General features: G+C 64.1%; 26 protein-coding genes. 15 read left to right on the top strand and 11 right to left on the bottom strand.

Going from position 1 to position 25,001, the window contains the following annotated elements; translation table 11 throughout:
• Positions 1-4: 4 nt before the first annotated feature.
• The 5 genes from urtE to urtA all read right to left on the bottom strand — a co-directional run bounded on the left by urtE (position 5) and on the right by urtA (position 5,649).
• Positions 5-700, bottom strand: a complete 696-nt coding sequence (urtE, locus tag F8237_RS19990) for an urea ABC transporter ATP-binding subunit UrtE (RefSeq protein WP_151647217.1) — start codon at positions 698-700, stop codon at positions 5-7.
• Positions 701-703: 3 nt separating this feature from the next.
• Entirely contained in the window at positions 704-1,465 is a 762-nt protein-coding gene (urtD, locus tag F8237_RS19985) for an urea ABC transporter ATP-binding protein UrtD (protein ID WP_014439639.1), read from the bottom strand.
• A 6-nt stretch (positions 1,466-1,471) separates the two neighbouring features.
• Positions 1,472-2,638 (bottom strand): urea ABC transporter permease subunit UrtC, encoded by a 1,167-nt coding sequence (gene urtC / locus F8237_RS19980; protein WP_151647215.1) that lies wholly within the window; start codon positions 2,636-2,638, stop codon positions 1,472-1,474.
• Positions 2,635-4,242, bottom strand: coding sequence for an urea ABC transporter permease subunit UrtB (gene urtB / locus F8237_RS19975; protein WP_151647213.1), 1,608 nt, complete (start codon positions 4,240-4,242; stop codon positions 2,635-2,637). Before urtB ends, urtC begins: the two co-directional genes overlap by 4 nt.
• Before the next feature lie 84 nt (positions 4,243-4,326).
• The gene (gene urtA, locus F8237_RS19970) at positions 4,327-5,649 is read right to left on the bottom strand and encodes an urea ABC transporter substrate-binding protein (protein ID WP_162006134.1); all 1,323 of its coding nucleotides are present in this window, start codon (positions 5,647-5,649) and stop codon (positions 4,327-4,329) included.
• 507 nt (positions 5,650-6,156) lie between these two features.
• Between urtA and F8237_RS19965 the strand changes: the two genes are divergently transcribed.
• From F8237_RS19965 to F8237_RS19955, 3 genes are all read left to right on the top strand, one after another.
• Entirely contained in the window at positions 6,157-7,698 is a 1,542-nt protein-coding gene (locus F8237_RS19965; protein WP_151647209.1) for a DEAD/DEAH box helicase, read from the top strand.
• Between the two features lie 23 nt (positions 7,699-7,721).
• On the top strand, positions 7,722-8,009 hold the full coding sequence (gene infA / locus F8237_RS19960) for a translation initiation factor IF-1 (RefSeq protein WP_008131890.1): 288 nt from the start codon (positions 7,722-7,724) through the stop codon (positions 8,007-8,009).
• Positions 8,010-8,277: 268 nt separating this feature from the next.
• Positions 8,278-8,490: a cold-shock protein gene (locus tag F8237_RS19955; protein ID WP_014439634.1), complete on the top strand. Its 213-nt coding sequence runs from the start codon at positions 8,278-8,280 to the stop codon at positions 8,488-8,490.
• Positions 8,491-8,645: 155 nt separating this feature from the next.
• Here the strand turns inward: F8237_RS19955 and F8237_RS19950 are convergent, their stop codons facing one another.
• Positions 8,646-9,143, bottom strand: a complete 498-nt coding sequence (locus tag F8237_RS19950; protein WP_151647207.1) for a pilus assembly protein N-terminal domain-containing protein — start codon at positions 9,141-9,143, stop codon at positions 8,646-8,648.
• 155 nt (positions 9,144-9,298) lie between these two features.
• Complete coding sequence (locus tag F8237_RS19945; protein ID WP_151647205.1) at positions 9,299-10,126, bottom strand: sterol desaturase family protein; 828 nt, start codon at positions 10,124-10,126, stop codon at positions 9,299-9,301.
• Between the two features lie 267 nt (positions 10,127-10,393).
• On the opposite strand from F8237_RS19945, the gene F8237_RS19940 reads away from it, so the two are divergent.
• The 10 genes from F8237_RS19940 to F8237_RS19900 all read left to right on the top strand — a co-directional run bounded on the left by F8237_RS19940 (position 10,394) and on the right by F8237_RS19900 (position 19,313).
• Complete coding sequence (locus F8237_RS19940; protein WP_151647203.1) at positions 10,394-10,558, top strand: Flp family type IVb pilin; 165 nt, start codon at positions 10,394-10,396, stop codon at positions 10,556-10,558.
• 70 nt (positions 10,559-10,628) lie between these two features.
• Positions 10,629-10,769, top strand: coding sequence for a hypothetical protein (locus F8237_RS36390; RefSeq protein WP_167527483.1), 141 nt, complete (start codon positions 10,629-10,631; stop codon positions 10,767-10,769).
• A 123-nt stretch (positions 10,770-10,892) separates the two neighbouring features.
• Complete coding sequence (locus F8237_RS19935; protein ID WP_143841879.1) at positions 10,893-11,417, top strand: A24 family peptidase; 525 nt, start codon at positions 10,893-10,895, stop codon at positions 11,415-11,417.
• 128 nt (positions 11,418-11,545) lie between these two features.
• Positions 11,546-12,343, top strand: coding sequence for a Flp pilus assembly protein CpaB (gene cpaB, locus F8237_RS19930; RefSeq protein ID WP_162006133.1), 798 nt, complete (start codon positions 11,546-11,548; stop codon positions 12,341-12,343).
• Positions 12,344-12,354: 11 nt separating this feature from the next.
• Positions 12,355-13,833, top strand: a complete 1,479-nt coding sequence (locus F8237_RS19925; RefSeq protein ID WP_162006386.1) for a type II and III secretion system protein family protein — start codon at positions 12,355-12,357, stop codon at positions 13,831-13,833.
• A 20-nt stretch (positions 13,834-13,853) separates the two neighbouring features.
• Positions 13,854-14,588 (top strand): CpaD family pilus assembly protein, encoded by a 735-nt coding sequence (locus tag F8237_RS19920; RefSeq protein ID WP_151647197.1) that lies wholly within the window; start codon positions 13,854-13,856, stop codon positions 14,586-14,588.
• Positions 14,585-15,850, top strand: a complete 1,266-nt coding sequence (locus tag F8237_RS19915; RefSeq protein ID WP_151647195.1) for a CpaE/TadZ family protein — start codon at positions 14,585-14,587, stop codon at positions 15,848-15,850. The genes F8237_RS19920 and F8237_RS19915 overlap by 4 nt, the downstream gene beginning before the upstream one ends.
• A 21-nt stretch (positions 15,851-15,871) precedes the next feature.
• On the top strand, positions 15,872-17,335 hold the full coding sequence (locus F8237_RS19910; RefSeq protein ID WP_151647193.1) for a TadA family conjugal transfer-associated ATPase: 1,464 nt from the start codon (positions 15,872-15,874) through the stop codon (positions 17,333-17,335).
• Positions 17,336-17,351: 16 nt separating this feature from the next.
• Positions 17,352-18,329, top strand: coding sequence for a type II secretion system F family protein (locus F8237_RS19905; protein ID WP_151647191.1), 978 nt, complete (start codon positions 17,352-17,354; stop codon positions 18,327-18,329).
• Between the two features lie 9 nt (positions 18,330-18,338).
• Positions 18,339-19,313, top strand: a complete 975-nt coding sequence (locus F8237_RS19900; RefSeq protein ID WP_151647189.1) for a type II secretion system F family protein — start codon at positions 18,339-18,341, stop codon at positions 19,311-19,313.
• 57 nt (positions 19,314-19,370) lie between these two features.
• On the opposite strand, the gene F8237_RS19895 is transcribed toward F8237_RS19900, so the two are convergent.
• The 3 genes from F8237_RS19895 to F8237_RS19885 form a co-directional block, all read right to left on the bottom strand.
• Positions 19,371-20,183: a tetratricopeptide repeat protein gene (locus F8237_RS19895; RefSeq protein ID WP_151647187.1), complete on the bottom strand. Its 813-nt coding sequence runs from the start codon at positions 20,181-20,183 to the stop codon at positions 19,371-19,373.
• 94 nt (positions 20,184-20,277) lie between these two features.
• Positions 20,278-21,780 carry a metallophosphoesterase family protein gene (locus F8237_RS19890; protein WP_151647185.1) on the bottom strand — a complete coding sequence of 501 codons (1,503 nt, stop codon included), beginning with the start codon at positions 21,778-21,780 and terminating at the stop codon, positions 20,278-20,280.
• Between the two features lie 273 nt (positions 21,781-22,053).
• Complete coding sequence (locus tag F8237_RS19885; RefSeq protein ID WP_018454690.1) at positions 22,054-22,257, bottom strand: hypothetical protein; 204 nt, start codon at positions 22,255-22,257, stop codon at positions 22,054-22,056.
• Between the two features lie 204 nt (positions 22,258-22,461).
• Between F8237_RS19885 and F8237_RS19880 the strand changes: the two genes are divergently transcribed.
• Positions 22,462-23,835 carry a leucyl aminopeptidase family protein gene (locus F8237_RS19880; RefSeq protein ID WP_151647183.1) on the top strand — a complete coding sequence of 458 codons (1,374 nt, stop codon included), beginning with the start codon at positions 22,462-22,464 and terminating at the stop codon, positions 23,833-23,835.
• Complete coding sequence (locus F8237_RS19875; protein WP_151647181.1) at positions 23,828-24,706, top strand: C40 family peptidase; 879 nt, start codon at positions 23,828-23,830, stop codon at positions 24,704-24,706. Before F8237_RS19880 ends, F8237_RS19875 begins: the two co-directional genes overlap by 8 nt.
• A 75-nt stretch (positions 24,707-24,781) precedes the next feature.
• On the opposite strand, the gene F8237_RS19870 is transcribed toward F8237_RS19875, so the two are convergent.
• Positions 24,782-24,976, bottom strand: coding sequence for a hypothetical protein (locus F8237_RS19870; protein WP_151647179.1), 195 nt, complete (start codon positions 24,974-24,976; stop codon positions 24,782-24,784).
• Between the last annotated feature and the right edge of the window lie 25 nt (positions 24,977-25,001).

Genomic DNA, 25,001 nt, shown 5'->3' with positions numbered 1-25,001 from the left:
TGACTTACAGCGCCATCTGGCGGCTGATTTCGGCCGGGTCGAGATTGGATCGGTCGCAGGTGAATTTTACCGCGCCGCGATCCATCACCGCGAAACTGTCGCCGAGTTCGCAGGCAAAGTCGAGATATTGTTCGACCAGCACGATCGCGATGCTGCCGAGGTTGCGCAGATAGGAAATGGCGCGGCCGATGTCCTTGATGATCGAGGGCTGGATGCCTTCGGTGGGCTCGTCGAGCAGCAGCAGCTTTGGCCGCATCACCAGTGCACGCCCGATCGCGAGCTGCTGTTGCTGGCCGCCGGAGAGGTCGCCGCCGCGCCGGCCGAGCATGGATTGCAGCACCGGGAACAGCGAAAACACATCGTCAGGAATGTGCTTATCCTCGCGCTTGAGCGGACCGAAGCCGGTCTTGAGGTTCTCCTCGACCGTCAGCAGCGGAAATATCTCGCGGCCCTGCGGCACGAAGCCGATGCCCTTGCGCGCCCGCTCATAGGGCTTAAGCCCGGTGATGTCGCTGCCGTCGAGCATGATCGCACCCGAGGAAATCGGATACTGCCCCACCATGGCACGCAGGAGCGAGGTCTTGCCGACGCCGTTGCGCCCGAGCACGCAGGTGACCTTGCCGGGCTCTGCGGCGATCGAGACGCCGCGCAACGCCTGCGCCGCGCCGTAGAACAGGTTGATGTCCTTGACCTCAAGCATTGCTCAGCGTCCCAAATACACTTCGATGACCCGCTCGTTGGACGAGACCTGGTCGATGGTTCCTTCCGCGAGCACCGTGCCTTCGTGCAGGCAGGTCACCTTGACCCCGAGCTCGCGCACGAACGTCATGTCGTGCTCGACCACCATCACGGTGTGGGTCTTGTTGATCTCTTTCAGCAGTTCCGCCGTGAGATGCGTCTCGACGTCGGTCATGCCCGCGACGGGCTCGTCGACCAGCAGGAGCTTCGGATCCTGCGCGAGCAGCATGCCGATCTCGAGCCACTGCTTCTGGCCGTGGCTGAGGCTGCCGGCGAGGCGGTTGCGCGCCTCGGTGAGGCGGATCGTCTCCAGCACCTTGTCGATACTCTCGGACTCGGCCTTGCTGCCGCGCCAGAACAGCGTGCCCTTGACGCTGTGATCGACATTGAGCGCGAGCAGGAGGTTGTCCTGCACGGTCTGGCTCTCGAACACCGTCGGCTTCTGGAATTTGCGGCCGATGCCGAGCTCGGCGATGCGAGTCTCGTCCAGCCGCGTCAGGTCGGTGACGCCGTCGAACAGCACCGTGCCCTCGTCGGGCTTGGTCTTGCCGGTGATGATGTCCATCATCGTGGTCTTGCCGGCACCGTTCGGGCCGATGATGGCGCGCATTTCGCCGGGTTCGAGCGTCAGCGACAGGTTGTTGATGGCGTGGAAGCCATCGAACGAGACGTGCACGCCGTCGAGATAGAGCATCGCGGAAGTTGCGCGGGTGTCCATGACGTTCATTGCCGCCTACTCCGCCATGTCAGGTTCGGTGACGCCGTCTTCGGCCGCGGCACTCGCCGCGGTCGCGGCGCGCTTTTCCTTCGACTGGTCCCACCAGGCATTAAAGGTGCCGACGATGCCCTTCGGCAGCAGCAGCGTCACCAGGATGAACAGCGCGCCGAGCATGAACAGCCAGTAAGGCGCGAGCATGCCCGAGGTAAAGAACGTCTTGGCGTAGTTGACGACGACGGCGCCGAGCGCCGCGCCGATCAGCGTGCCGCGACCGCCGACCGCCACCCAAATCACCGCCTCGATCGAATTGCCCGGCGCGAATTCGGATGGATTGATGATGCCGACCTGCGGCACATAGAGCGCGCCGGCGACACCGGCCATGCAGGCCGACAGCGTGAACACGAAAAGCTTGTAGGATTCGACGCGGTAACCGAGGAACCGGCTGCGCGATTCCGCGTCGCGGATTGCGATCAGAACCTTGCCGAGCTTGGAGGATACGACGGAACGGCAGATCAGGAAGGCGACGATCAGCGCGAGGCAGCTCAGCGCGAACAGCGCGGCGCGGGTGCCCTCGGCCTGCACGTTGAAGCCCAGAATGTCCTTGAAATCGGTCAAGCCGTTGTTGCCGCCGAAGCCGAAATCATTGCGGAAGAAGGCGAGCAGCAGCGCATAGGTCATCGCCTGCGTGATGATCGACAGATAGACGCCGGTCACGCGGGAACGGAAGGCGAGCCAGCCGAAGCAGAAGGCGAGCAGGCCGGGCACGAACAGCACCATCAGCGCCGCGAACCAGAACATGTCGAAGCCATACCAGTACCAGGGCAGCTTCGAATAGTTCAGGAACACCATGAAGTCGGGCAGGATCGGATTGCCGTAGACGCCGCGGGTGCCTATCTGCCGCATCAGGTACATGCCCATGGCGTAGCCGCCGAGCGCGAAGAAGGCACCGTGGCCGAGCGAGAGAATGCCGCAATAGCCCCAGATCAGGTCGATCGAGAGCGCCAGGATGGCGTAGCAGACATATTTGCCCCAGAGCGCGACCAGATAGGTCGGCACCTGCAGGAACGAGCCCGCGGGCAGCAGCAGGTTGGACAGCGGGATGAGAATTCCGCAGGCCGCGACGACGGCGAGGAAGATCGTCGCGCCGCGGTCCAGCGATCGCGTCAGCATGTGAGGGGTCATGCTTCCACCGCACGGCCCTTGAGCGCGAACAGCCCGCGCGGGCGCTTTTGAATGAACAGGATGATGAGAACCAGGATCGCGATCTTGCCGAGCACGGCGCCGGCAACGGGTTCCAGGAACTTGTTGGCGATGCCGAGCGTGAAGGCGCCGACCAGCGTGCCCCAGAGATTGCCGACGCCGCCGAACACCACGACCATGAAGCTGTCGATGATGTAGCTCTGGCCGAGATTGGGGCTGACATTGTCGATCTGCGACAGCGCGACGCCGGCGATGCCCGCAATGCCCGAGCCGAGACCGAAGGTCAGCGCATCGACGCGCGAGGTGGCGATGCCCATCGAGGCGGCCATGCGGCGGTTCTGCGTCACTGCGCGCATCTCGAGACCAAGCGCGGTATAGCGCAGCATCGCGAGCAGGATCGCGAACACCGCGAGCGTGAAGACGAGGATCCAGAGCCGGTTATAGGTGATGGTGATCTGACCGAGCTCGAACGCGCCGCTCATCCAGGAGGGGTTGCCGACCTCGCGATTGGTCGGGCCGAACATGGTGCGCACCGCCTGCTGCAGCACCAGCGACAGGCCCCAGGTCGCGAGCAGCGTTTCCAGCGGACGACCATAGAGGAAGCGGATGATGCTGCGCTCGATCACGACACCGAGCGCACCAGCGACGAGAAAGGCGAGCGGCACGGCGATCAGCAGCGAATAGTCGAACAGGCCGGGATAGCGGGTGCGGATTACCTCCTGCACCACGAAGGTGGTGTAGGCGCCAATCATCACCATCTCGCCATGCGCCATGTTGATGACGCCCATCACGCCGAAGGTGATGGCCAGCCCGATCGCCGCGAGCAGCAGCACCGAGCCGAGCGAGAGGCCGTACCAGGCATTTTGAACCGTGGACCAGACCGCGAGCGAGCTCTGGATCGAGCCGATCGCGCTCGCGGCGGCCTTCGTTACCGAGGCCGGCTGATCGCCCATGCCGGTGAGCAGGGCCATCGCCTCCTGGTCGCCGCGCGCCTTGAGGGTGGCGACCGCTTCGAGCTTCTCGACCTCGGTGGCGTCCGACTTGAACAGCAGGATCGCCGCACGGGCGTCGCCGAGCGCAGCCTTGACGGATTTGTTGGTCTCCTTGACGAGCGCGCCATCGACCGCCTCGAGCGCAGTCTCCTCATGCGACTTGAAGACGGATTGCGCGGCCTGCAGCCGCGTTCCGATGTCCGGAGACTGCAGCGTCAGGCCGCCGATCGCAGCATCGACACTGCGACGCAGGCGGTTGTTGAGGCGGACCGCGCTCGCGCTGTCGGGAACGCTGGCAACGGGCTGGCCGGTCGCGGCGTCGATCGACTTGCCGTCGGCGCCGGTGACGTAAACCTTTTTGCTATCGAGGTCGGCCATGAGCCGGCCGTCCTGGAGCGCGCTGATGATGGGGAAGGCCAGCGGATTGCCGCTGCCCGCGACCACGCCGATCGCCTCTTCCGTGTCGGAATAATCATCGTTGGCAAATTTGGCGACCGCATCCTCGAATGGACCAGCGAAGGCAGGCAGTGCGAACGCAATCAAAAATAACGAGAGCAGGAGCGAACCGAGACGGGCGGGAAAATTGGCTGACACTGTGAATGACCCCGGCAGAAAATGGTGGAGAAGGCGGCGGGATAGCCGCCTTCTCCGGTCGTGAAGTGGAGCGTCAGATCCGGATCAGGAACCCGAGCCGAGGCACTTGTTGGTCTTGGTGTTGAAGTTGCCGCACTTCTTGCCGACCCAATCGCCGATCAGGTCCTTGGAGCCATCGAGCTCCTTCGACCAGGCGTCGCCGGCCACGAGGCCCGGGGTCTTCCAGACCACGTCGAACTGACCGTTCGCCTTGATCTCGCCGATGAATACCGGCTTGGTGATGTGGTGGTTCGGAAGCATCTTGGAGGTGCCGCCGGTCAGGTTCTTGGCTTCGATGCCCGGGAGAGCGTCGATGACCTTGTCGGGATCGGTGGACTTCACCTTCTCGACCGCCTTGACCCACATGTCGAAGCCGATCACGTGCGCTTCCATCGGATCGTTGGTCACGCGCTTCGGATTCTTGGTGTAGGCCTGCCACGCCTTGATGAACTTCTCGTTCTCCGGCGACTTGATCGACTGAAAGTAATTCCAGGCGGCAAGATGGCCGAGCAGCGGCTTGGTGTCGATGCCGGCGAGCTCTTCCTCACCCACCGAGAACGCCACGACCGGGATGTCCTTGGCCTTGATGCCCTGGTTGCCGAGCTCCTTGTAGAAGGGAACGTTGGCGTCGCCGTTGATGGTCGAAACCACCGCGGTCTTCTTGCCGGCCGAGCCGAACTTCTTGATGTCGGCCACGATCGTCTGCCAGTCGGAATGACCGAACGGCGTGTAGTTGATCATGATGTCTTCCTGGGCGACACCCTTCGACTTCAGATAGGCTTCCAGGATCTTGTTGGTGGTGCGCGGATAGACGTAGTCGGTGCCCGCGAGCACCCAGCGCTTCACCTTCTCGTCCTTCATCAGATAGTCGACGGCGGGGATCGCCTGCTGGTTCGGTGCAGCGCCCGTGTAGAACACGTTACGCTCGGACTCTTCGCCCTCGTACTGCACGGGGTAGAACAGGATGTTGTTCAGCTCCTTGAATACCGGGAGCACCGACTTGCGCGACACCGAGGTCCAGCAGCCGAACACGACCGCGACCTTGTCCTTGGTGATCAGCTCGCGGGCCTTTTCGGCGAACAGCGGCCAGTTCGAGGCGGGGTCGACGACCACGGCTTCGAGCTTCTTGCCAAGCACGCCGCCCTTCTTGTTCTGCTCGTCGATCAGGAAGAGGATGGTGTCCTTCAGCGTGGTTTCGCTGATGGCCATGGTGCCGGAGAGAGAGTGAAGCACACCGACCTTGATGGTGTCGTCCGCGGCCTTTGCACCGGAAATGGAAGCCAGACCGAGCATCAGTCCGGCGGTCGCGGCGAAAAGACCGCGGCGGCTAAATGAAGCCGCTATATCGTGAGTGGATTTGGTAAGCATGATTGTATCATCTCCCTGACGCAGACGTGAAAAAGACGCTGCGAAACGGCCCCACGGCCGCCTGCGATTAACGGAATCGCAAGAACCATGCCATGGGCTGAGCACATGCCAACCTATTGGTCAGACTAGACAATTTTACCGCAATCCAAGTTTCGACACAAGTCAAACGCCTAAAAATTGGGCCAATAAAATGTATGCCAATGCGGCAGTCAGTCCGTTTTTTGAGCAAATCGGTGCCTATGTCTAATTTTCCGGCACAACTATTTTTGCACTGCAATCGCCCTTTGGCGAAGACTTGCCTTGAAAGCGCCCCCTCGATGTTCCATATGAGCTCACGAGACCTCTTTTCGAATCAAGGGGTCGTTGCGAGCCGCGTGTTCTTAAGCCCCTCCGGGCCTCTGGCTTGCCCCATATCTCCCAAGCCATCCGACACCCTAAACACGCAGGTGTCTTCTAGACACCCTTTTGCGCGCGCCGCGCTGAAAGCGCCGGCTGCCCGCTTTTGACATGGAAAGAACCCATCTTTTGAATTCGTTTCAGGACTTCGGCCTCGCCGAACCCATCGCCCGTGCTCTCGCCGAAGAGAAATACGTCACCCCCACCCCCATCCAGGCCCAGACCATTCCTACGGCGTTGACCGGCCGGGACGTCGTCGGCATCGCCCAGACCGGAACCGGCAAGACCGCGTCCTTCGCGCTGCCGATCCTGCATCGCCTGCTCGAGAACCGCATCAAGCCGCAGCCCAAGACCTGCCGCGTCCTGGTGCTCTCACCGACCCGCGAGCTGTCCGGCCAGATCCTCGACAGCTTCAACGCTTATGGCCGTCACATCCGCCTGTCCTCGATGCTCGCCATCGGCGGCGTGCCGATGGGCCGCCAGGTCCGCTCCCTGATGCAGGGCGTCGACGTGCTGGTCGCCACGCCCGGTCGCCTGCTCGACCTCGTGCAGAGCAACGGGCTGAAGCTTTCAAGCGTCGAATTCCTGGTGCTCGACGAAGCTGACCGTATGCTCGACATGGGCTTCATCAACGACATCCGCAAAATCGTCGCCAAGCTGCCGATCAAGCGGCAGACACTGTTCTTCTCGGCCACCATGCCGAAGGACATCGCCGAGCTCGCCGACGCCATGCTGCGTGACCCCGCCCGCGTCGCGGTGACTCCGGTCTCATCGACCGTGGAGCGGATCCAGCAGCGCATTATCCAGGTCGACTTCTCCGCCAAGCCGGCGTTCCTCGCCCAGCTGCTGAAGCAGGAGCCGGTCAACCGCGCGCTGGTCTTTACCCGCACCAAGCACGGCGCCGACAAGGTCGTGAAGACGCTCGAGAAGGCCGGCATTCCCGCCAGCGCCATCCACGGCAACAAGTCGCAGAACCATCGCGAGCGCACGCTCGCCCAGTTCCGCTCCGGCGATATCCGCACCCTGGTCGCCACCGACATCGCCGCCCGCGGCATCGATGTCGACGGCATCACCCACGTCATCAATTTCGACCTGCCCAACGTGCCCGAGACCTATGTGCACCGCATCGGCCGCACCGCACGCGCCGGCGCCGAAGGCACCGCGATCTCTCTGGTCGCAGGCGGCGAGGAGCTTGCCTATCTCCGCGACATCGAGCGGCTGATCAAGGTCGCACTGCCGCGTGAGGATCTCCGCACCGACGCCGGCCGCCGCGATGCGGGTCCTCCCCCGGCGCAGCAACGACAGGGCCGCGGAGGCCGCCCGGGCCAGCGTCCGCAAGGCGCGCGGAGCGGTGAAGGACGGCGTAACGACGAACGGCATTCCGACGGACGCCACCACAGCGCCAGCAAGCAGGGCGAAGGACGGCCCGGTGAAGGCCGGCGCGCTGACAGCAGGCCTGGCAACGGCCCGAAGACCTCGAAGGGGCCTCGTCGCCCTCACTCCGGTGGGAAGGGGCATTCGTCGCAAAACGACCGTTCAGAACAGCGTTCCGCGCATAGCGCCGGAGCATCTGATGGGATACAAGGCGTGGCCTTTTTGCGCCGTGAGAGTCGGCCGACTGCCCAACCGAACCGCAAACCCCATTCGCACTAGCCGTCCACGACCTGGAGATATTCATGGCTAAGGAAGAGCTGATCCAGTTCGAAGGACTGGTCACCGAAATCCTCCCCGACGCGCGCTACCGCGTGCAACTCGACGCCGGACACGAGATCGTTGCCTACACCGCCGGCAAGATGAAGAAGAACCGCATCAAGACGCTGGCGGGTGACCGCGTGACGGTGGAGATGTCGCCCTATGACCTCGAGAAGGGCCGGCTGATTTTCCGTCACAAGGACGAGCGTCCCAGTGGCGTGGGCGGACCTCCCCGTCCCGGACAGCGCGGCGGCCAGTTCCGTCGCCGCTAAACGGCCAATCCGCGCGCAAGCACGGAACTAAAATTCCGGCCTGTATTCTGATCCGCCGTGCGCGCACGGCGGATCAAAAAATCGTGCACGTCAGGATTGTTTTGGGGCTCTAACTCCAATAAAATGAGCTAATCGATTTTCGGCCGGACGACATTAGCATCCACCGGTACAGCCGGTTCAGACACGCTGACGACCCTTCCAAAAATTCGATCTAACCTGCCCGCGCGAGCGGGCTTTGACATTGTGTGATCTGAGAAGGGACTACCCCATGAGCATGGGAACCGTGAAGTGGTTTAACGCGACCAAGGGCTTCGGCTTCATCCAGCCCGACGACGGCGGCCAGGACGTTTTCGTACACATCAGCGCCGTCGAGCGCGCCGGCCTCGGCTCGCTGCGCGAAGGCCAGAAGATCTCCTACGAGATCGTGGCCGACCGCCGTTCCGGCAAGTCGGCAGCGGACAATCTCCGCGCCGCAGGTTGAGCCTGCGGGCCTTCGGCCCGTATCGGTTCTCCAGCAAGCCAAAGGAAAAGGCCGTGCGCAATGCACGGCCTTTTTTCATGTCCGAAGGAAGCCTGCGCGCTCTACAGGATCAGACGATCCTGCCCGGGCCAACCCGCCAACTAGCCCTGCTTAGTCTAGTTGGGTTTGGCGCCCGCGCCGGCACCACCGCTGGCACTGCTGCTCAGCGAACCGGCCTGGCTCATCGTGTTGTTGAAATAGGTGTCGCTATCACCCAGCGTCACGCGGCGCTGGCAGACCGGCATGCAGCTATAGGACTCGCGCTCGATCCCGCGGTAGACGGTGACGAGCCGGTCGCTCGGACCTTCGACCTGGATCTGGCGGTCGACCAGGATCTCGCCGCCCCGGTCGAGCGCGATGAAATTGGTGGCACCGTAGCCCTTCCCGGTCACGACGATCATGCCGCCAGGCTGGAGCGTGACGTCGGCGATGAGGGGATTGCCGACCACGATGGTCGCCACCTTGCCGGGGAGCCGGACCAGCTTGGCCTGGTCGACATTGACGGCGATGGTCTCGGCAGTGGGCTCGGCAAGGCCGGCAGCCGGCGATGCCAGCACCGCGGCCGCGACCAGAAGACAAACGCGCGCATGGCGGCGCAGCAACTCTTTACGCATACTCTTACCCCCGGGACGTCACAAACCGGCAGAAGCGACTAGATACAGCGGAGCCGGTGCCCGACCCGGCTAACCTGCCCTTAATTCGTGAACGTTCCGCAAACTCGCCGACTATTGTTTGAACGGACTGGCGTTTTGCTGCCCCAGAAGGTCGGCTACTGGCGGAACGGATAGGCGAGCTGGCCGGCGATCTCCTTCGGCATGGTCGCTTCGTCCTTGCCGTAATCCTTCGGCAGTTCGCCCGCGGGCATGCGGAAGGTACCGAACAGCACATCCCAGATCGGGAACGTCCCGGCGAAATTGGTGTCGCCGCCCACTTCGAGCCCCGTGTGGTGCCAGCGGTGGAACACCGGCGTCGCCAGCACATATTTGAACGGCCCGAAGGTCCAGTTCAGGTTGGCGTGCACGAAGGCCGAATGGAAGGTGGTGAATGGGCCGACCCAGATCATGACGTTCGGGGAAATGCCGGCTATCAGCAGCACGACGTCGACGCTGATCGTCCCGAGCAAGAGATTGACGGGATGGAACCGGGCCGCGGAAATCCAGCCGATCTCTTCCGACGAATGATGGATGGCGTGGTACTTCCAGAACCCGCCGCCGTGGAACAGCCGGTGCACCCAGTACAGCATGAAATCAGACAGCACCAGAAACAGGACGGCCTGCAGCCACAGCGGCAATTGCGCCAGCGGGCCATGGCCATCGTCGTAGAAGGCGATGAGCTCGTCGGCGTCGTGGATGTTGAAGAGGGCACCGGCACCGACGATCAGAAGCCCGATCCGCATGGTGCGGGCGAACACCGGAACGAAGAACCAGTAGCAGATGTCGGTGATGATCTCGCGCTTGCGCCACCACGGCGCGCCGGGATTGCACGCCCAGAAATGCTCGAGCACGGTGAAGACCGCCGCGAGCACGAAGGTGACGGGGATCACCTTCTCGATGGTCTCGCCGAGCATCAGGGCGACCTGCATGGGTAAGCTGGACATCGTCGCCTCTCTTCCGAATCCTGATCCTGCCTAGGCCTACTCCGCGAAATTTAAGGGAGGATGAAGTCGGCGGCGATTGCGCTGCATTTGGAGCCGGAACGAAATTCAACGGCCGCCTTAAGGCGAAATTCACTCTGGGCAAAAGCATCGGGCAGGAAACGGGTTTGAGCGATCGAATTAACTCTACCGAAAGAGCTCGGCTCACATGGTCATCGCGTCAATCACAGCGCCGAACGAGGCGATCCAACCCCCGATGGAGTTTAGTTCATGAAGAACCTGATTGCACGTTTCGCGAAGGATGAATCCGGCGCCACCGCCATCGAGTACGGCCTGATCGCCGCCGGCATCGCGCTGGCCATCATCACGGTCGTCAACAATCTCGGCACCTCGCTGAACACCAAGTTCGGCTCGATCAGCTCTTCGCTGAAGTAAGCGACCGACCAACGATGGCAAAAGCCCCGGATCTCCGGGGCCTTTGTTTTTTTGAGTACGGCGAGTTCAAGTGGCGTTGCGCAAGTACAGAACCGATGCCGCGGTTGCGGCCAGCGAGACGGCGTCAACCGAGACGCCGGCCTATTGGGTTTGCCTCGCGCTGCTGGTTGCGATGGCCGCCATCGCGTTGCGCATTGCCAGCATTTGGTGAGCGGGCCATCGGCGGCTTCCCGCACACAAAGCCGCAGCCTCCGTTTTCGGTTTGTTTAGCACTGCCGGCTAGCATGCGGCGACGCTTCGATCCCGCGACGAACCCAGGCTCAAGACGCAGCCCATGATCCTCGACCTTGCGCGCCTTCTGCTCTTCCCGGCCCTGATGGCATTCGCCGCCGCGAGCGATCTCTTCACGATGACCATCTCGAACCGCGTGTCGCTGGCGCTGGTCGCCGGCTTCTTCGTGCTCGCTCTTGCCGGTGGCATGGCACCTTACGAGATGCTGACCCATGTCGGCGCCGGTGCATTGCTCCTGGCCGTGGCCTTCACCTGCTTTGCGATGGGCTGGATGGGCGGCGGGGACGCCAAGATCGCAGCTTCCGTTGCGCTCTGGTTCGGCTTCGCCCAGTTGATGGATTTCCTGCTGTACGCTTCGCTGTTCGGCGGAGCGCTGACGCTGCTCCTGCTCCAGTTCCGGCAATGGCCGCTGCCTTACGGACTGGCGGGCCAGGCCTGGCTCGCACGGCTGCACGCCAAGGAGAGCGGGATTCCGTATGGCATCGCGCTCACGCTTGGCGCGCTGACGGTCTACCCGGAGACCGAATGGGTGAAGGCGATCGACCTTGCCCATCTCGCACTGCGCTGAACACACCGGGTAAACCCGGCGTTAAGGCGATTTAGATACGCCTCATTAACCATGCTTTGACGAATAGCTGGTCAACTGCCGATTACGGCGGCGGCAGCGTCGCGGCGTTTTGTTGGAAAGTGAAGCGTATGAATAGGGCACGCATTGTCGTCCTGACGGTCGCCATCTGCGCCGGCGGTGTCGCCGCGTACCTGGCGAGCGGCTCGGACACTGCGCCGCCACCGGCGGCTCCGGTCGCGCAGCTTCCGACCGTCGACGTCCTGGTGGCCAAGAACGACATCGGCCTCGGCCAGACCGTGAAGCCGGAAGACGTGCAATGGCAGACCTGGCCGGCTGCGACCGCCAGCGCCACCTTCATCCGCCGCAACGAGCGTCCCGAGGGCGTGACCCAGGTCACCGGCTCGATTGCGCGCGCCCCTTTCATCCAGGGTGAACCGATCCGCGACCAGAAGCTGGTCAAGGCCGAGGGCTCCGGCTTCATGGCCGCGATCCTGCCGACCGGCATGCGCGCGATCTCGACCGAAATCTCGCCGGAGACCGGCGCCGGCGGCTTCATCCTGCCGAACGATCGCGTCGACGTGCTTCTGACGCGCCGCCTCAAGAATCCCGACCAGAGCGCCGCCGCCCAGGACATCGTGACGTCCGAGATCATCCTGGCCAATGTCCGCGTGCTGGCGATCGACCAGGCGCCGAAGGAGAAGGACGGCCAGAACGCGGTGATCGGCAAGACCGTCACCCTCGAGCTCAATCCCGCCCAGACCGCGACGTTGTCCGCGGCCCGGCAGAGCGGCACGCTGTCGCTGGCGCTGCGCAGCATCGTCGACGTCAAGATGAGCGAGATCACGCTCGATGACTCCACGCGGAAGCGCGATAGCGTTTCGATCATTCGCTACGGTATCCCAAGCTCGACGGCGAAGGCACAATGAGGACTGTCGATATGAAATGCGGGGCAGATCTGGCAACGATGCGGACCTCTGTGGTCCGCGCCCTGTCGTTTTCGGCCGTCTTCGCACTGACGCTCAACCCGGTGCTCACGCCCGTGGTCGCCGCCGACTACCGGCCCGTTGCGCAGGTCGCAGCCGCCGACGGCCAGATGAACGCACGCTTCCTCTCGCTCGGCGTCGGCAAGTCGATCGTGATCGACCTGCCGCGCGACATCAAGGACGTGCTTGTCGCCGATCCAAAGATCGCCAATGCGGTGGTGCGGTCATCGCAGCGCGCCTACATCATCGGCGCCTCGGTCGGTCAGACCAACATCGTGTTCTTCGACTCCGCCGGCCAGCAGATCGCGGCCTATGACATCGCGGTCAAGCGCGACCTCAATGGCCTTCGGGCCGCGCTGAAGCAGGTCCTGCCCAACTCCGACATCCAGATCGACGGGCTCGGCGACGGCGTCGTCCTGACCGGCACGGCGGCGAATCCGCTGGAAGCACAGCAGGCCAACGATCTCGCCGTGCGCCTTACCGGCGGCATCGACAAGGTGGTGAATTCGATCGTGGTCCGCGGCCGCGACCAGGTCATGCTGAAGGTAACGGTCGCCGAGGTTGCGCGCACCGTGGTCAAGCAGCTCGGCATCGACCTCACCGCGAACCTGAACTACGGCACGTCGGTGGTGAGTTTCTCCAACTCGAACCCCTTCACGGCTCTCGGCAAGAACCTGGTGGATGGTAACGCACTGACCACGAAATTCGGCGCGACACCGTCGGTGCAGGCGACCCTGCGCGCGATGGAAACGGCAGGCGTGATCCGGACGCTGGCCGAGCCGAACCTGACCGCGATCTCGGGCGAGTCAGCGACATTCCTCGCCGGCGGTGAATTCCCGGTCCCGGCGGGCTATTCGTGCGATCCCACTACGCATGTCTGTACCACCCAGATCAGCTTCAAGAAGTTCGGTATCTCGCTCAATTTCACCCCCGTGGTGCTGAGCGAGGGCAAGATCAGCCTGCGCGTGATGACCGAGGTCTCGGAGCTGTCGAACGAGAATGCGATCACGCTGTCTCAGGCCGTGACCTCGACGTCGGTGAACTCGCTGACGGTGCCCTCGATCAAGACCCGGCGCGCGGAGACCTCGCTGGAAATTCCCTCCGGCGGCGCGATGGCGATGGCCGGCCTGATCCAGCAGCAGACCAAGCAGGCGGTCAGCGGATTGCCGGGACTGATGCAGCTTCCGATCCTCGGCACGCTGTTCCGCAGCCGCGACTTCGTCAACAACAGCACCGAGCTGGTCGTGATCGTGACGCCCTATGTCGTTCGCGCGGTCGCGCCGAAGGACCTGTCGCGGCCGGATGACGGCTTCGCCGCGCCTGCGGATCCGCAGGCCGAGCTGATCGGCAATATCAACCGCATCTACGGCGTGCCCGGCAAAACCGAGCCGGCCAAGAACTACCGCGGCACATACGGCTTCATCACCGACTGATGCGGAACGGGGACCCAGTTATGATCACAAGACCACCCCAGATTCGCAAACGCGCCATCGGCTTCGGTGGCGTGCTTGTCGGTATCGCGCTTGCACTCGGCGGCTGCCAGCACGACGAAGTGACCACCGCCTCGATTCCCGACGACTACAAGCAACGTCACCCGATCGCGATCGAGGAACAGAACCGCTCGATCGTCGTCTTCGTCGGCCACGCCCGCGGCGGGCTGACCGCGGCCCAGCGCGCCGACGTGATGGGCGTCGCATCGGCCTGGCTGCACGAGGGTACCGGCGCCATCCGTATCGACGCACCATCCGGCACGCCCAACGCGCGTCCGGTCGCAGACACGATGCGCGAAATCCAGGCGATGCTGGCGGCGGCAGGTGTTCCACCGCGCGGAGTCAGCGTTCGCCCCTACCAGCCGGAAGACAAGCGTTTCCTGCCACCGATCCGGCTCACCTATTCCAGGATCGCCGCGGTCGCGGGTCCCTGTGGACTTTGGCCGGAGGACATCGGCCCCTCGATGAAGAACAAGAGCTGGTTCGAGAACAAGGACTACTACAATTACGGCTGCGCCTCGCAGCGCAACCTCGCTGCGATGGTCGACAATCCGTCGGACCTCGAGCAGCCGCGGCCCGAAACGCCGTCCTACACGGCGCGTCGCACCACGGCCTTCGAGAAGTATCGCAGGGGAGTGACGACAGCGACCACCTATCCTGAAGCCGACAAGGCCAAACTCAGCGATACCGGCAAATGATCAGCTACGCTCGCCAGACTCAAGAAGAGCAGCCGGATGCGCCTCCCCCGGTCGAGGAACATATTGCGCCCGCGCCGCGCGTGTCGGTCCAGGCGTTCTGCGAGACCGTGGAGACAGCAGCCGCAGTGCAGTCGGCCGGCGAGGACCGCCGCCTCGGCAAGGCCCATCTGAAGATCCAGATGGGCGGCATGGCGGCCGCGATCGAAGCCTACCGCTCGGCTCCCACGCCGAACGTGATCGTGCTCGAGAGCGATGGCCGCAACGACCTCTTGAGCGGGCTCGACCATCTCGCCACGGTCTGCGACGCCGGCACCCGCGTAGTCGTGATCGGCCGCATCAACGACGTCACGCTCTATCGCGAGCTGGTGCGCCGCGGCGTCAGCGACTATGTGCTCGCGCCGGTCGGCGCGATCGACGTGGTGCGCTCGATCTGCAACCTGTTCTCCGCGCCGGAAGCCAAGGCAGTCGGCCGTATCATCGCAGTGGTCGGCGCCAAGGGCGGCGTCGGCGCGTCCACCATCTCCCACAACGTCGCCTGGGCGATCGCGCGCGATCTCGCGATGGACGCGGTCGTTGCCGATCTCGACCTTGCCTTCGGCACCGCCGGGCTCGACTACAACCAGGACCCGCCGCAAGGTATTGCGGACGCCGTGTTCTCGCCGGATCGGGTCGATACCGCCTTCATCGACCGCCTGCTGTCGAAATGCACCGATCATCTCAGCCTGTTGGCGGCGCCCGCGACGCTCGACCGGGTGTATGATTTCGGCACCGACGCCTTCGACGCCGTGTTCGACACGTTGCGCTCCACCATGCCCTGCATCGTGCTCGATGTTCCGCACCAATGGTCGGGCTGGACCAAGCGCGCCCTGATCGGGGCGGACGACATCCTGATCGTGGCGGCGCCCGACCTCGCCAATTTGCGCAACACCAAGAACCTGTTCGACCTCCTGAAGGCCTCTCGGCCCAACGACCGGCCGCCGCTCTACTGCCTGAACCAGGTCGGCGTCCCGAAACGGCCCGAAATCGCCGCCGCGGAGTTTGCCAAGGCGATCGAGAGCCAGCCGGTCGTCTCGATCCCGTTCGAGCCGCAGATATTCGGCTCGGCCGCCAACAACGGCCAGATGATCGCGGAGATCTCGGCCAACCACAAATCGATCGAGATGTTCCTTCAGATCGCCCAGCGCCTGACCGGCCGCAGCGAGACGAAGAAGCAAAAGTCGTCCCTGCTTTCACCCCTGATTGACAAGTTGCGGGGAAAATAAGCCGCCGCATGGAGTTGTTAAGTGTTCGGTAAGCGTAGCGGAACAGACACCGATACTCGGGCTCCCAAGCCCGGCGCCGTGTCGCCAGAGCCTGTCCAGGCTCCGGCGCCCGCGGTGTCGCGCGCGCCGCCCCCGCCGGCCATCGCCTCGCCGCCGCTCGCCCCGGCGAAGCCGGCGCCATCCATGGAGTCCCGCCGCTCGGACAATTACTACGAGGTCAAGGCAACCATCTTCGGCGCGCTGATCGAGGCCATCGACCTTGCCCAGCTCGCCAAGCTGGACTCTGAATCCGCGCGCGAGGAAATCCGCGACATCGTCAACGAGATCATCGCGATCAAGAACATCGTGATGTCGATCGCCGAGCAGGAAGAGCTGCTCGACGACATCTGCAACGACGTGCTGGGTTACGGTCCGCTCGAGCCGCTGCTGTCGCGCGACGACATCGCCGATATCATGGTCAACGGCGCCAACACGGTCTTCATCGAAGTCAACGGCAAGATCCAGAAGACCGGCATCCGCTTTCGCGACAACCAGCAGCTCCTCAACATCTGCCAGCGCATCGTCAGCCAGGTCGGCCGGCGCGTCGACGAATCCTCGCCGATCTGCGACGCGCGTCTCGCCGACGGCTCCCGCGTCAACGCCATCGTGCCGCCGCTGTCGATTGACGGGCCCACGCTCACCATCCGAAAATTCAAGAAGGACAAGCTGACGCTCGATCAGCTGGTCAAGTTCGGCGCGATCTCGCCGGAGGGCGCCGAGATCCTCCAGATCATCGGCCGCGTCCGCTGCAACGTGTTGATATCCGGCGGTACCGGCTCGGGCAAGACCACGCTGCTCAACTGCCTGACCAACTATATCGAGCACGACGAACGCGTCATCACATGCGAGGACGCCGCCGAGCTCCAGCTCCAGCAGCCCCACGTGGTGCGACTGGAAACCCGACCGCCCAACATCGAGGGTGAGGGGCAGGTCACCATGCGCGAGCTGGTGCGCAACTGCCTGCGTATGCGCCCCGAACGCATCATCGTCGGCGAGGTCCGCGGACCCGAGGCGTTCGACCTGCTCCAGGCCATGAACACCGGCCATGACGGCTCGATGGGCACGCTGCACGCCAATAATCCGCGCGAAGCCCTTTCGCGCTGCGAATCCATGATCACGATGGGCGGCTTCTCGCTGCCGTCACGCACCATTCGCGAGATGATCTGCGCCTCGATCGACGTCATCGTGCAGGCGGCGCGCTTGCGCGACGGCTCGCGCCGCATCACCCACATCACCGAGGTGATGGGCATGGAAGGCGATACCATCATCACCCAGGACATCTTCCTCTACGACATGGTCGGCGAGGACGCCAACGGCAAGATCATCGGCCGGCATCGCTCGACCGGCATCGGCCGCCCGAAGTTCTGGGAGCGCGCGCGCTATTACGGCGACGAGAAACGCCTTGCCGCTGCGCTCGACGCGGCGGAAGTCGCGCCGAAGACATGATGAGATCGGCGCAGTCATGAACATCCAGGTCCTCGCCCTCGCCTTCCTCGCCACCGCCGCCGTCGGCGGCATCGCCTGGGTGTTCCTCTATCCGCTCCTGTCCGGTGAACGGAAGGCGGAAGGCCGCCGCGCGTCGATCGCGCGTGCAGAGGCGCCTGCGGTCAAGCAAGCTGAAAAGAGCCAGCGATCGCGCCGCGAACAGGTCGAGACCTCGCTCAAGGATCTCGAGGCGCGGCGCCAGCAGGAGAAGAGCGTACCGCTCAGCGTCCGCCTGTCACAGGCAGGCCTCGACTGGACACCGCAGAAATTCTGGATCGTGTCCGCTGTCGTGGCGGGTGTGTTTTTCGCCGGCGTTCTGTTCGGCGGAGGCGGCATGCTCGGTGCCGCCGGCCTCGCCTTCGCCGGCGGCTTCGGCTTGCCGCGCTGGGCGCTGGGTTATCTGAAGAATCGGCGCGAAGCGAAATTCCTGAAGGCGCTGCCAGATGCGGTCGACGTCATCGTCCGCGGCATCAAGGCCGGCTTGCCGCTGTTCGAATCGATCAAAGTCGTCGCGGCCGACGCGCCGGAGCCGCTGCGCAGCGAGTTCCTCCAGATTATCGAGACGCAGGCGATCGGCATGCCGCTCGGCGAGGCCTGCACGCGGCTCTATGATCGCATGCCGCTGCCGGAAGCCAATTTCTTCGGCATCGTTGTATCGATTCAGCAGAAGTCGGGCGGCAATCTCTCCGAAGCGCTCGGCAACCTCTCCAAGGTGCTGCGCGACCGCAAGAAGATGAAAGAGAAGATCCAGGCGATGTCGATGGAGGCCAAGGCCTCGGCCGGCATCATCGGCTCGCTGCCGCCGATCGTCATGTTCCTCGTCTATCTCTCGACGCCGCAATATATCTCGCTGCTGTGGACTCATCCCACCGGCCAGCTGATGCTGGTCGCCTGCGTCGTCTGGATGTCGATCGGCATCCTGGTGATGAAGAAGATGATCAATTTCGATTTCTGATGGTGCCGTATGGTCGATCTCCTCGTCACGAAGCTGCACGACGTCCACTTCATGACCATGCTGCTGGCGGCCATCGCCGCCAGCGCGACCGTCTATACGCTGGTGATGCCGCTGTTCGCCGGCGAAGGTCTTTCGAAGCGCATGAAGGCGGTGGCGAGCGAGCGTGAGCGAATCCGGCAGCGCGAGCGCGAGCGCCTCAACAAGAACGAGAAGGTCACGCTGCGCCAGACGCCGAAGCAGCTCGTCTCGAGGGTCGTCGAGGATTTCAACCTGACCAAATGGCTCGCGCAGGAGGCTGCGCGGGACAAGCTCATCATGGCGGGCTACCGCGGCCATGCGCCCTATATCACCTTCCTGTTTGCCCGCATGGTCGCCCCGATCGTGTTGTTCGTCGGCTCGGTCGTCTACGTCTTCCTGATCGCGCATATGGAGCAGTCGATGCCGATCAAGATCGGCATCTGCGTCGGCGCGGCCTATCTCGGCCTCCAGGCGCCGATGCTGTTCCTCAGGAATGCGATCTCCAAGCGCCAGCTCTCGATCAAGCGCGCCTTTCCCGACGCGCTCGACCTGCTGCTGATCTGTATCGAATCCGGCATGTCGGTCGAAATGGCGTTCCGGAAAGTCGCCACTGAAATCGTCGGCCAGTCGATCGCGCTGTCGGAGGAGTTCACCCTGACCACGGCCGAGCTGTCCTATTTGCAGGATCGCAAGGTCGCCTATGAGAATTTGGCGCGGCGAACCGGGCTCGAGGGCGTCAAGTCGGTCTGTCTTGCGCTCCAGCAGGCGGAACGTTACGGCACCCCGCTCGGCCATTCCCTGCGCGTCATGGCGCAGGAAAACCGCGACATGCGCATGAACGAAGCCGAGAAGAAGGCCGCCGCGCTGCCGCCGAAGCTGACCGTGCCGATGATCCTGTTCTTCCTCCCGGTGCTGTTCGTCGTCATTCTCGGACCGACTGGTATCAAGATCTCCGAGCTGCACTGAAGCAGGCGCGGACCGCGCGCGGTCCGCAGGCGGCTTCCAGCGTGGAAGATCAGATGATCAGTCGGGCTGGCTGAGCGAGGCGACTGGAGTCCGCTTCGGCGCACCGCGCGGGGCATCGTTGCGGCTCAGCATGTCCTTGAGGTAGGCGACATTGGCCGCGGCCTGATCCGGCGGCAGGTCAGCCTTCACGATGGTCTCGGCTTCGGCGAAGCGGCCCTGGAGGCCGACGACGAGACCGAGATTCTGCCGCACCCGGCTGCTGGCGCGCGGCGACGCGTAGGCTTGCCGCAGCGCCTCCTCGGCCTTCGGCAGATCCTTCGACAGCATGTAGGACAGGCCGACATTGGAGAGCACGCCGGGATCACCCGGTGCGATTCTCAGCGCGCTCGCATAGTAGGAACGCGCCTCCTCGTGACGCCCCATCTGATCGAGCGCGGTGCCTTGCACCGAGAGCAGGCGCCAGTCCGGATTGTCGGGCGAGTGGGCCTTCGACAGCACGTCGAAGGCCTGCTGGAAATTGCCGTTGTCGGCGAGCGCGCGGCCGTATTGGGCGAGCAGCGCCTTGTTGCCGGGATTGGCGATGGTCGCCTGCTCGAGCACGGCGGCTGCCTGGGCACGCTGGCCGTTGGCGCGCAAGGCCTGGCCGTAACCGAGCGCCGCGTCGGCGTCCTTGGGATTGGCGCGATAGCGCTCGCCATAGGCTTCGACGGCGCGCGCGGGATCGGTCGGAGCGGCCTCCGCCCGCGGACCGACGGAGCCCGTGACATCGGAGAGTTTCGACATGGCCGTGCAGCCGCCGAGGCCCATGGCCACTACCGCGACCAGCGAGGTGGACGCGAGAAGCCGGGCAAGACTGAACCGTTGACGCATGACGCTTTGACTCTCGAGCCGATTGATCGAGCCGAACGCGCCAGCAATAGACTGTTAACCCTAACGGCCGGTTAACGCAGTATTTTCCGCTCCTTCACGGCGGCGTCTGCGGCGGCGGGTCGCCACCAAGGCCGAGGTCCGGGCCGATCGCCCTCACCTGCCCGTCCAGATCCCGCAGCAATTGCAGCCTTCGCCGCAGCTGCTCCGCGATGTCGATTCCCGCGCGCGGCGCGCCCGTCCATTCGCGCCGGAGATCGTCGCGATTGAACAGACGCTTGGTACGAAGCTCGTCGAGCTGAACACGATCGATGCCGAGCACGTCGGCGGAGAGCTCGATCAACCGGTGCAGCATCAATTTCGCCGTGGCAAGCGCCTCGACGTCGTGCTTGCGTGCGGACCTCGCGGCCTTGCCCTCGAGATCACCCCAGGCCTGCGAGGTGACAAGATAGACGTGGAGCGCGCTCGCCCAGTCCACCTCGGCGTCGACATAGAAGGCGCGGCGGCTCAGGAGCCGGCGGGCGAATGTTGCGACCTGATCTCGCTTCAGCGTCGTGCATGAGCCGATCTCGATCGCCGACTGGACGGCTGGATCACGGGAAAAATCCCGCCCTGCCGGCAGCCTGATGACGCCGTCAGGCAGGTTCGAATCGAGCGGCCTGAAGGCGCCATCGTTGCGCGACCGCGAGTAGCGGGTGATCGCGAACCGATGCTCGGTGCGGCCGGCATGAGACGATGGGCCAAAATGGATGATATTGAAACCGGCATCGTCACCGGCCTGCCCGGTCGAGGACGGACAGGACAGCACATAGATCGTGCGCCAGAACGCTTCACCGCTCTTGCTCCATGTCGCGCGCGGATCGGGGATCGAATAGCGGGTCAATCCCTCGACATGCCTGTGTCCGTGCAGGACCAGATTGACGTTGAGCGAGGTTGCCGCTTCGAGGAAGGTCGCGGGCGCGGCCAGATACATCAGCGGCTCGTCGGGCACGCCGAGAAACCGCTTTCCTTCTCCGGTCGCCTGCGGCAACGGATGATGGTGCAGCGCGAGCACGCGCACCAGGTTTTCGGCCGGCTCGGCAAAATCGGCACGCCCGGCCGAACCCATGCTGCCTGCGAGCTCGACGCTCAGCCGCGCGGAATCCGCAACCATCGCCTGGTAGATGTTCTCGTCGATATTGCCGCTCGCGAGCGTCGTGAGGCTCGCCCGGTTGGAATCCAGCAGCACAAGATCGAGTCCGGCCTGGCGGTAGTAGACGCTCTTCGAGGTCCGCGGCAGATGCAGGTAGTCATAGGCGTCGTGGAGACCAGCGCGCTGGTTGGGGCGCTTGATGTCATGATTGCCGGCAATCGCCTGGATGTCGGTGAACAGGCCGGTCTGCCGGAAGGACGCGATGACGGCGAGCGCTTCGTCGAGCGCGCGCGGCGTCGGGTCGTCCACGAGATCGCCCGTGATCAGCAGAATGCGATCGGGAGCATCGGCAAAGGCCGCCATCCTCTGGCCGATCTCGGCGCTGAGCGCCTCGATCGCCGCAAGCAGCCGGCCTGACCCGTCCAGATGCAGGTCGGAGATCTGCGCAATGACGAACGATCTATCCATTTTGCGCCGCTCATTGCGAATGCTGCGTCGCCCAAACGATTGAGAGAAATGCCTTAGACGAACGTTTCCAGGCTGCTATCGACTGAGGTGGGTATCGACCGTTTACCGCAGCGTCCATGCGCTCGACGTGCAGAACCGCCCGGCACAATCTATAATATTCATCGATAATGCCACAACCGTAGCGCTAGTAAAGCCCCGCGGCCGCGCTCTCGTGAACGGCAGTTCTCAAGCAAGGAATACGAGATCGCCCGGCGATGGTTTCGTCTCGCTCGATCAATATTCGATGGCAAGCCGCTTGCGGATTTCGTCGATGCGCTTGTCGAGTGCGTCGAACCGCGCGTGGACGGAGCGGTCGTGGAGATAGAAGACGTAACCGCCGGCGAGGAATGCGAATATCCAATGGTGATGCTCGACATAGCCGAAAATTGCCTCGACGGCCTGGCCGATGAATGTGACCACGCTCCACACAAATTCCATTGCATTTCCTCCCGGCAGGCTCCGTCTTCGGTCGCCGGCAGTCTCCTGCACAATTGTCTGCAGATCCGGCAGCCGTTGCCGGAACCTAGCATGGCCGGCTTGCCGCGAGTAGCGGCTCGCCGCGCGGAGACAGCAATGCCGATTGCGGCCGCGGCAAAACTCTGCGAAGTCTCGTCCGTTCGTAGGACCTGTTTGGACCCGCCAATGCCTGCCATCTTCGAGACATCGTCCGCCGCCATCCCGATCACCTTCGTCACCAGATCGAGTTGGGATGCGGTGCGCGAGACACTGCCGCCGCCGCAGCGCCAATTCGCCACCGCCAATGGCTTTGCCGCCAAGCCGGGCGGCTGCCTTGCGCTGCCCGCGCCCGACGGTGCGATCGCGCAAGTGCTGTTCGGTCTCGAGGACGACGATGCCAGATCGCGCGATCTGTTCCGGTCGGGCGCGCTGCCCGGCCTGCTGCCGCCAGGCGTTTACCGCTTTGCCAACGCACCGCACGATGCACGGCTGGCGGCGCTCGCCTTCGCACTTGGGTGCTACCGCTTCGCGCGCTACCGCAAGGCTGATCGTCCCGACGTCCGGCTGGTGCCGCCTGATGGCGTCGATGCGGCCGAGATCGCTCGCGTCGCGGATGCCGCGATGCTGGCGCGTGATCTCATCAACACGCCGTCCAACGACATGGGGCCAGCGGAGCTGGCTACGGCCGCGCAAGACCTCGCGGCCGAATTCGGCGCAAGCTTCGCCTGCACCATCGGCGAGGATCTCAAGACGAACTTTCCGCTGATCCACGCCGTCGGCATGGCCTCCGACCGCGCGCCGCGGCTGATCGACATCGGTTGGGGCGATCCGGCTCATCCCAAGGTGACGTTGGTCGGCAAGGGCGTCTGCTTCGACACCGGCGGACTCGACCTGAAGCCGTCGAGCGGCATGCTGATCATGAAGAAGGACATGGGCGGCGCCGCCAACGTGCTGGCGCTGGCCCGCATGGTGATGGACGCCAAGCTGAAGGTCCGGCTGCGCGTGCTGATTCCGGCGGTCGAGAACGCGGTCGCGGGCAACGCTTTCCGCCCGCTCGACATCTTCACCTCGCGCAAGGGCATCACGGTGGAGATCGGCAACACCGACGCGGAAGGCCGGCTGGTGCTCGCCGACGCGCTGGCGCTGGCCGACGAGGAGAAGCCGGACCTCCTGATCGACCTCGGCACATTGACCGGCGCCGCACGCGTCGCGCTGGGGCCGGATTTACCGCCCTTTTACACCAATGATGAGACGCTTGCTGCCGACGTCGCGCGCTGCGCGGTGAAGGAGAACGATCCGTTGTGGCGCATGCCGCTATGGCCGCCTTACGATGCGTGGCTGGATTCCAAGACCGCCACCATCACCAACGCGCCGTCCGGCGGCTTCGCCGGCTCGATCATTTGCGCGCTGTTCCTGCAACGCTTCGTCGAGCAGGCCAAAAGCTGGTTGCATGTCGACATCTACGGCTGGACGCCTTCGGCGAAGCCGGCGCGGCCCGAAGGCGGCGAATGCCAAGCCGCGCGTGCCATCTACGCATTGCTGAGTGAGCGCTATGCATGATCCAGGAATTGATCCCGGAATCGAACCAAGAATCGACCGAAGGCTGACGCCAGCGCGCGGCGACCTCGCCGCGAAATACCTCGAAGGCAAGGTGAAAGCGGACCGCTTCGTCACCGGCGAGGCGTTCGAGGTGGTCGATCCGATCGCGCCGGTGCGCGAGCAGCCTTCCTCGGGCGCCATGCTGATGACGCAAGCGCTGCGCGGCGAGCGCGTCACGGTCTACGATCGCAACGGCGAGGGCTGGGCCTGGGGCCAGCTCGATGGCGACGGCTATGTCGGCTGGTTGCCCGATGCAGCGCTCATGAAGCCAACCGCCACACCGACCCACGTCGTCAGTGCGCTACGGACGTTTGCCTTCCCCGGACCTTCGATCAAGCTACCGCCGGCCGATACGCTGGTGCTTGGCTCCAAGATCGCGGTGGCGCGCGAGGACGGCACTTTCGCCGTGACACCCGACGGCGCCTTTCTGCCGAGAACGCATCTTGCGCCGCTCGATCATCGCGAGCCGGATTTCGTCGCCGTCGCCGAGCGCTTCGTCGGCACGCCCTATCTCTGGGGCGGCAAAAGCAGTCTGGGCATCGATTGCTCGGGTCTGGTGCAGGTATCGCTGACCGCCGCAGGCATCGGCTGTCCTCGCGACAGCGACATGCAGCAGGCAGGGCTCGGCCGCGCACTGGAGCCGCACGAACGCAACAGCTTACGGCGCGGCGATCTGATCTTCTGGAAGGGCCATGTCGCGATCGTCCGCGACGGCGGCACCATGGTCCACGCCAACGCCCACCATATGGCAACGGCGATCGAGCCGATCGAACCGGCCCTTGCGCGGATCAAGGCGGCCGGCAGCGAGGTCATGGCGATCAAACGACTCTAGCGACACCTCGCAGGATGGGTAGAGCGGAGCGAAACCCATCGCCCGCCCTACCCGCCTTGCCGAGGTCCGTTCGCCTCAGAATGCATGCAAGTGCGGCAGGTTCGTCGGGCCTCCGCCGCCCAATTGGGGCGCATTCACAACGCGCGGCGGCGGCGGCACGTCGTAAATCTGACCGTAACCTCCCCGCGGAGCCGCGCCCCCGACGACCCCGTCGAGCTCGATCGCGGATAGCTCGCGCGTCGCCTCCGCGTCGATTGCAATGAACGTCATCTCTGCACTCCTGTCGCCGTCGCGA

The sequence above is a fragment of the Bradyrhizobium betae genome (assembly GCF_008932115.1).
Classification (GTDB): Bacteria; Pseudomonadota; Alphaproteobacteria; order Rhizobiales; family Xanthobacteraceae; genus Bradyrhizobium; species Bradyrhizobium betae.
Note: the sequence above shows the minus strand (reverse complement) of the source record. Positions and strands in the feature narration are given on the sequence as shown.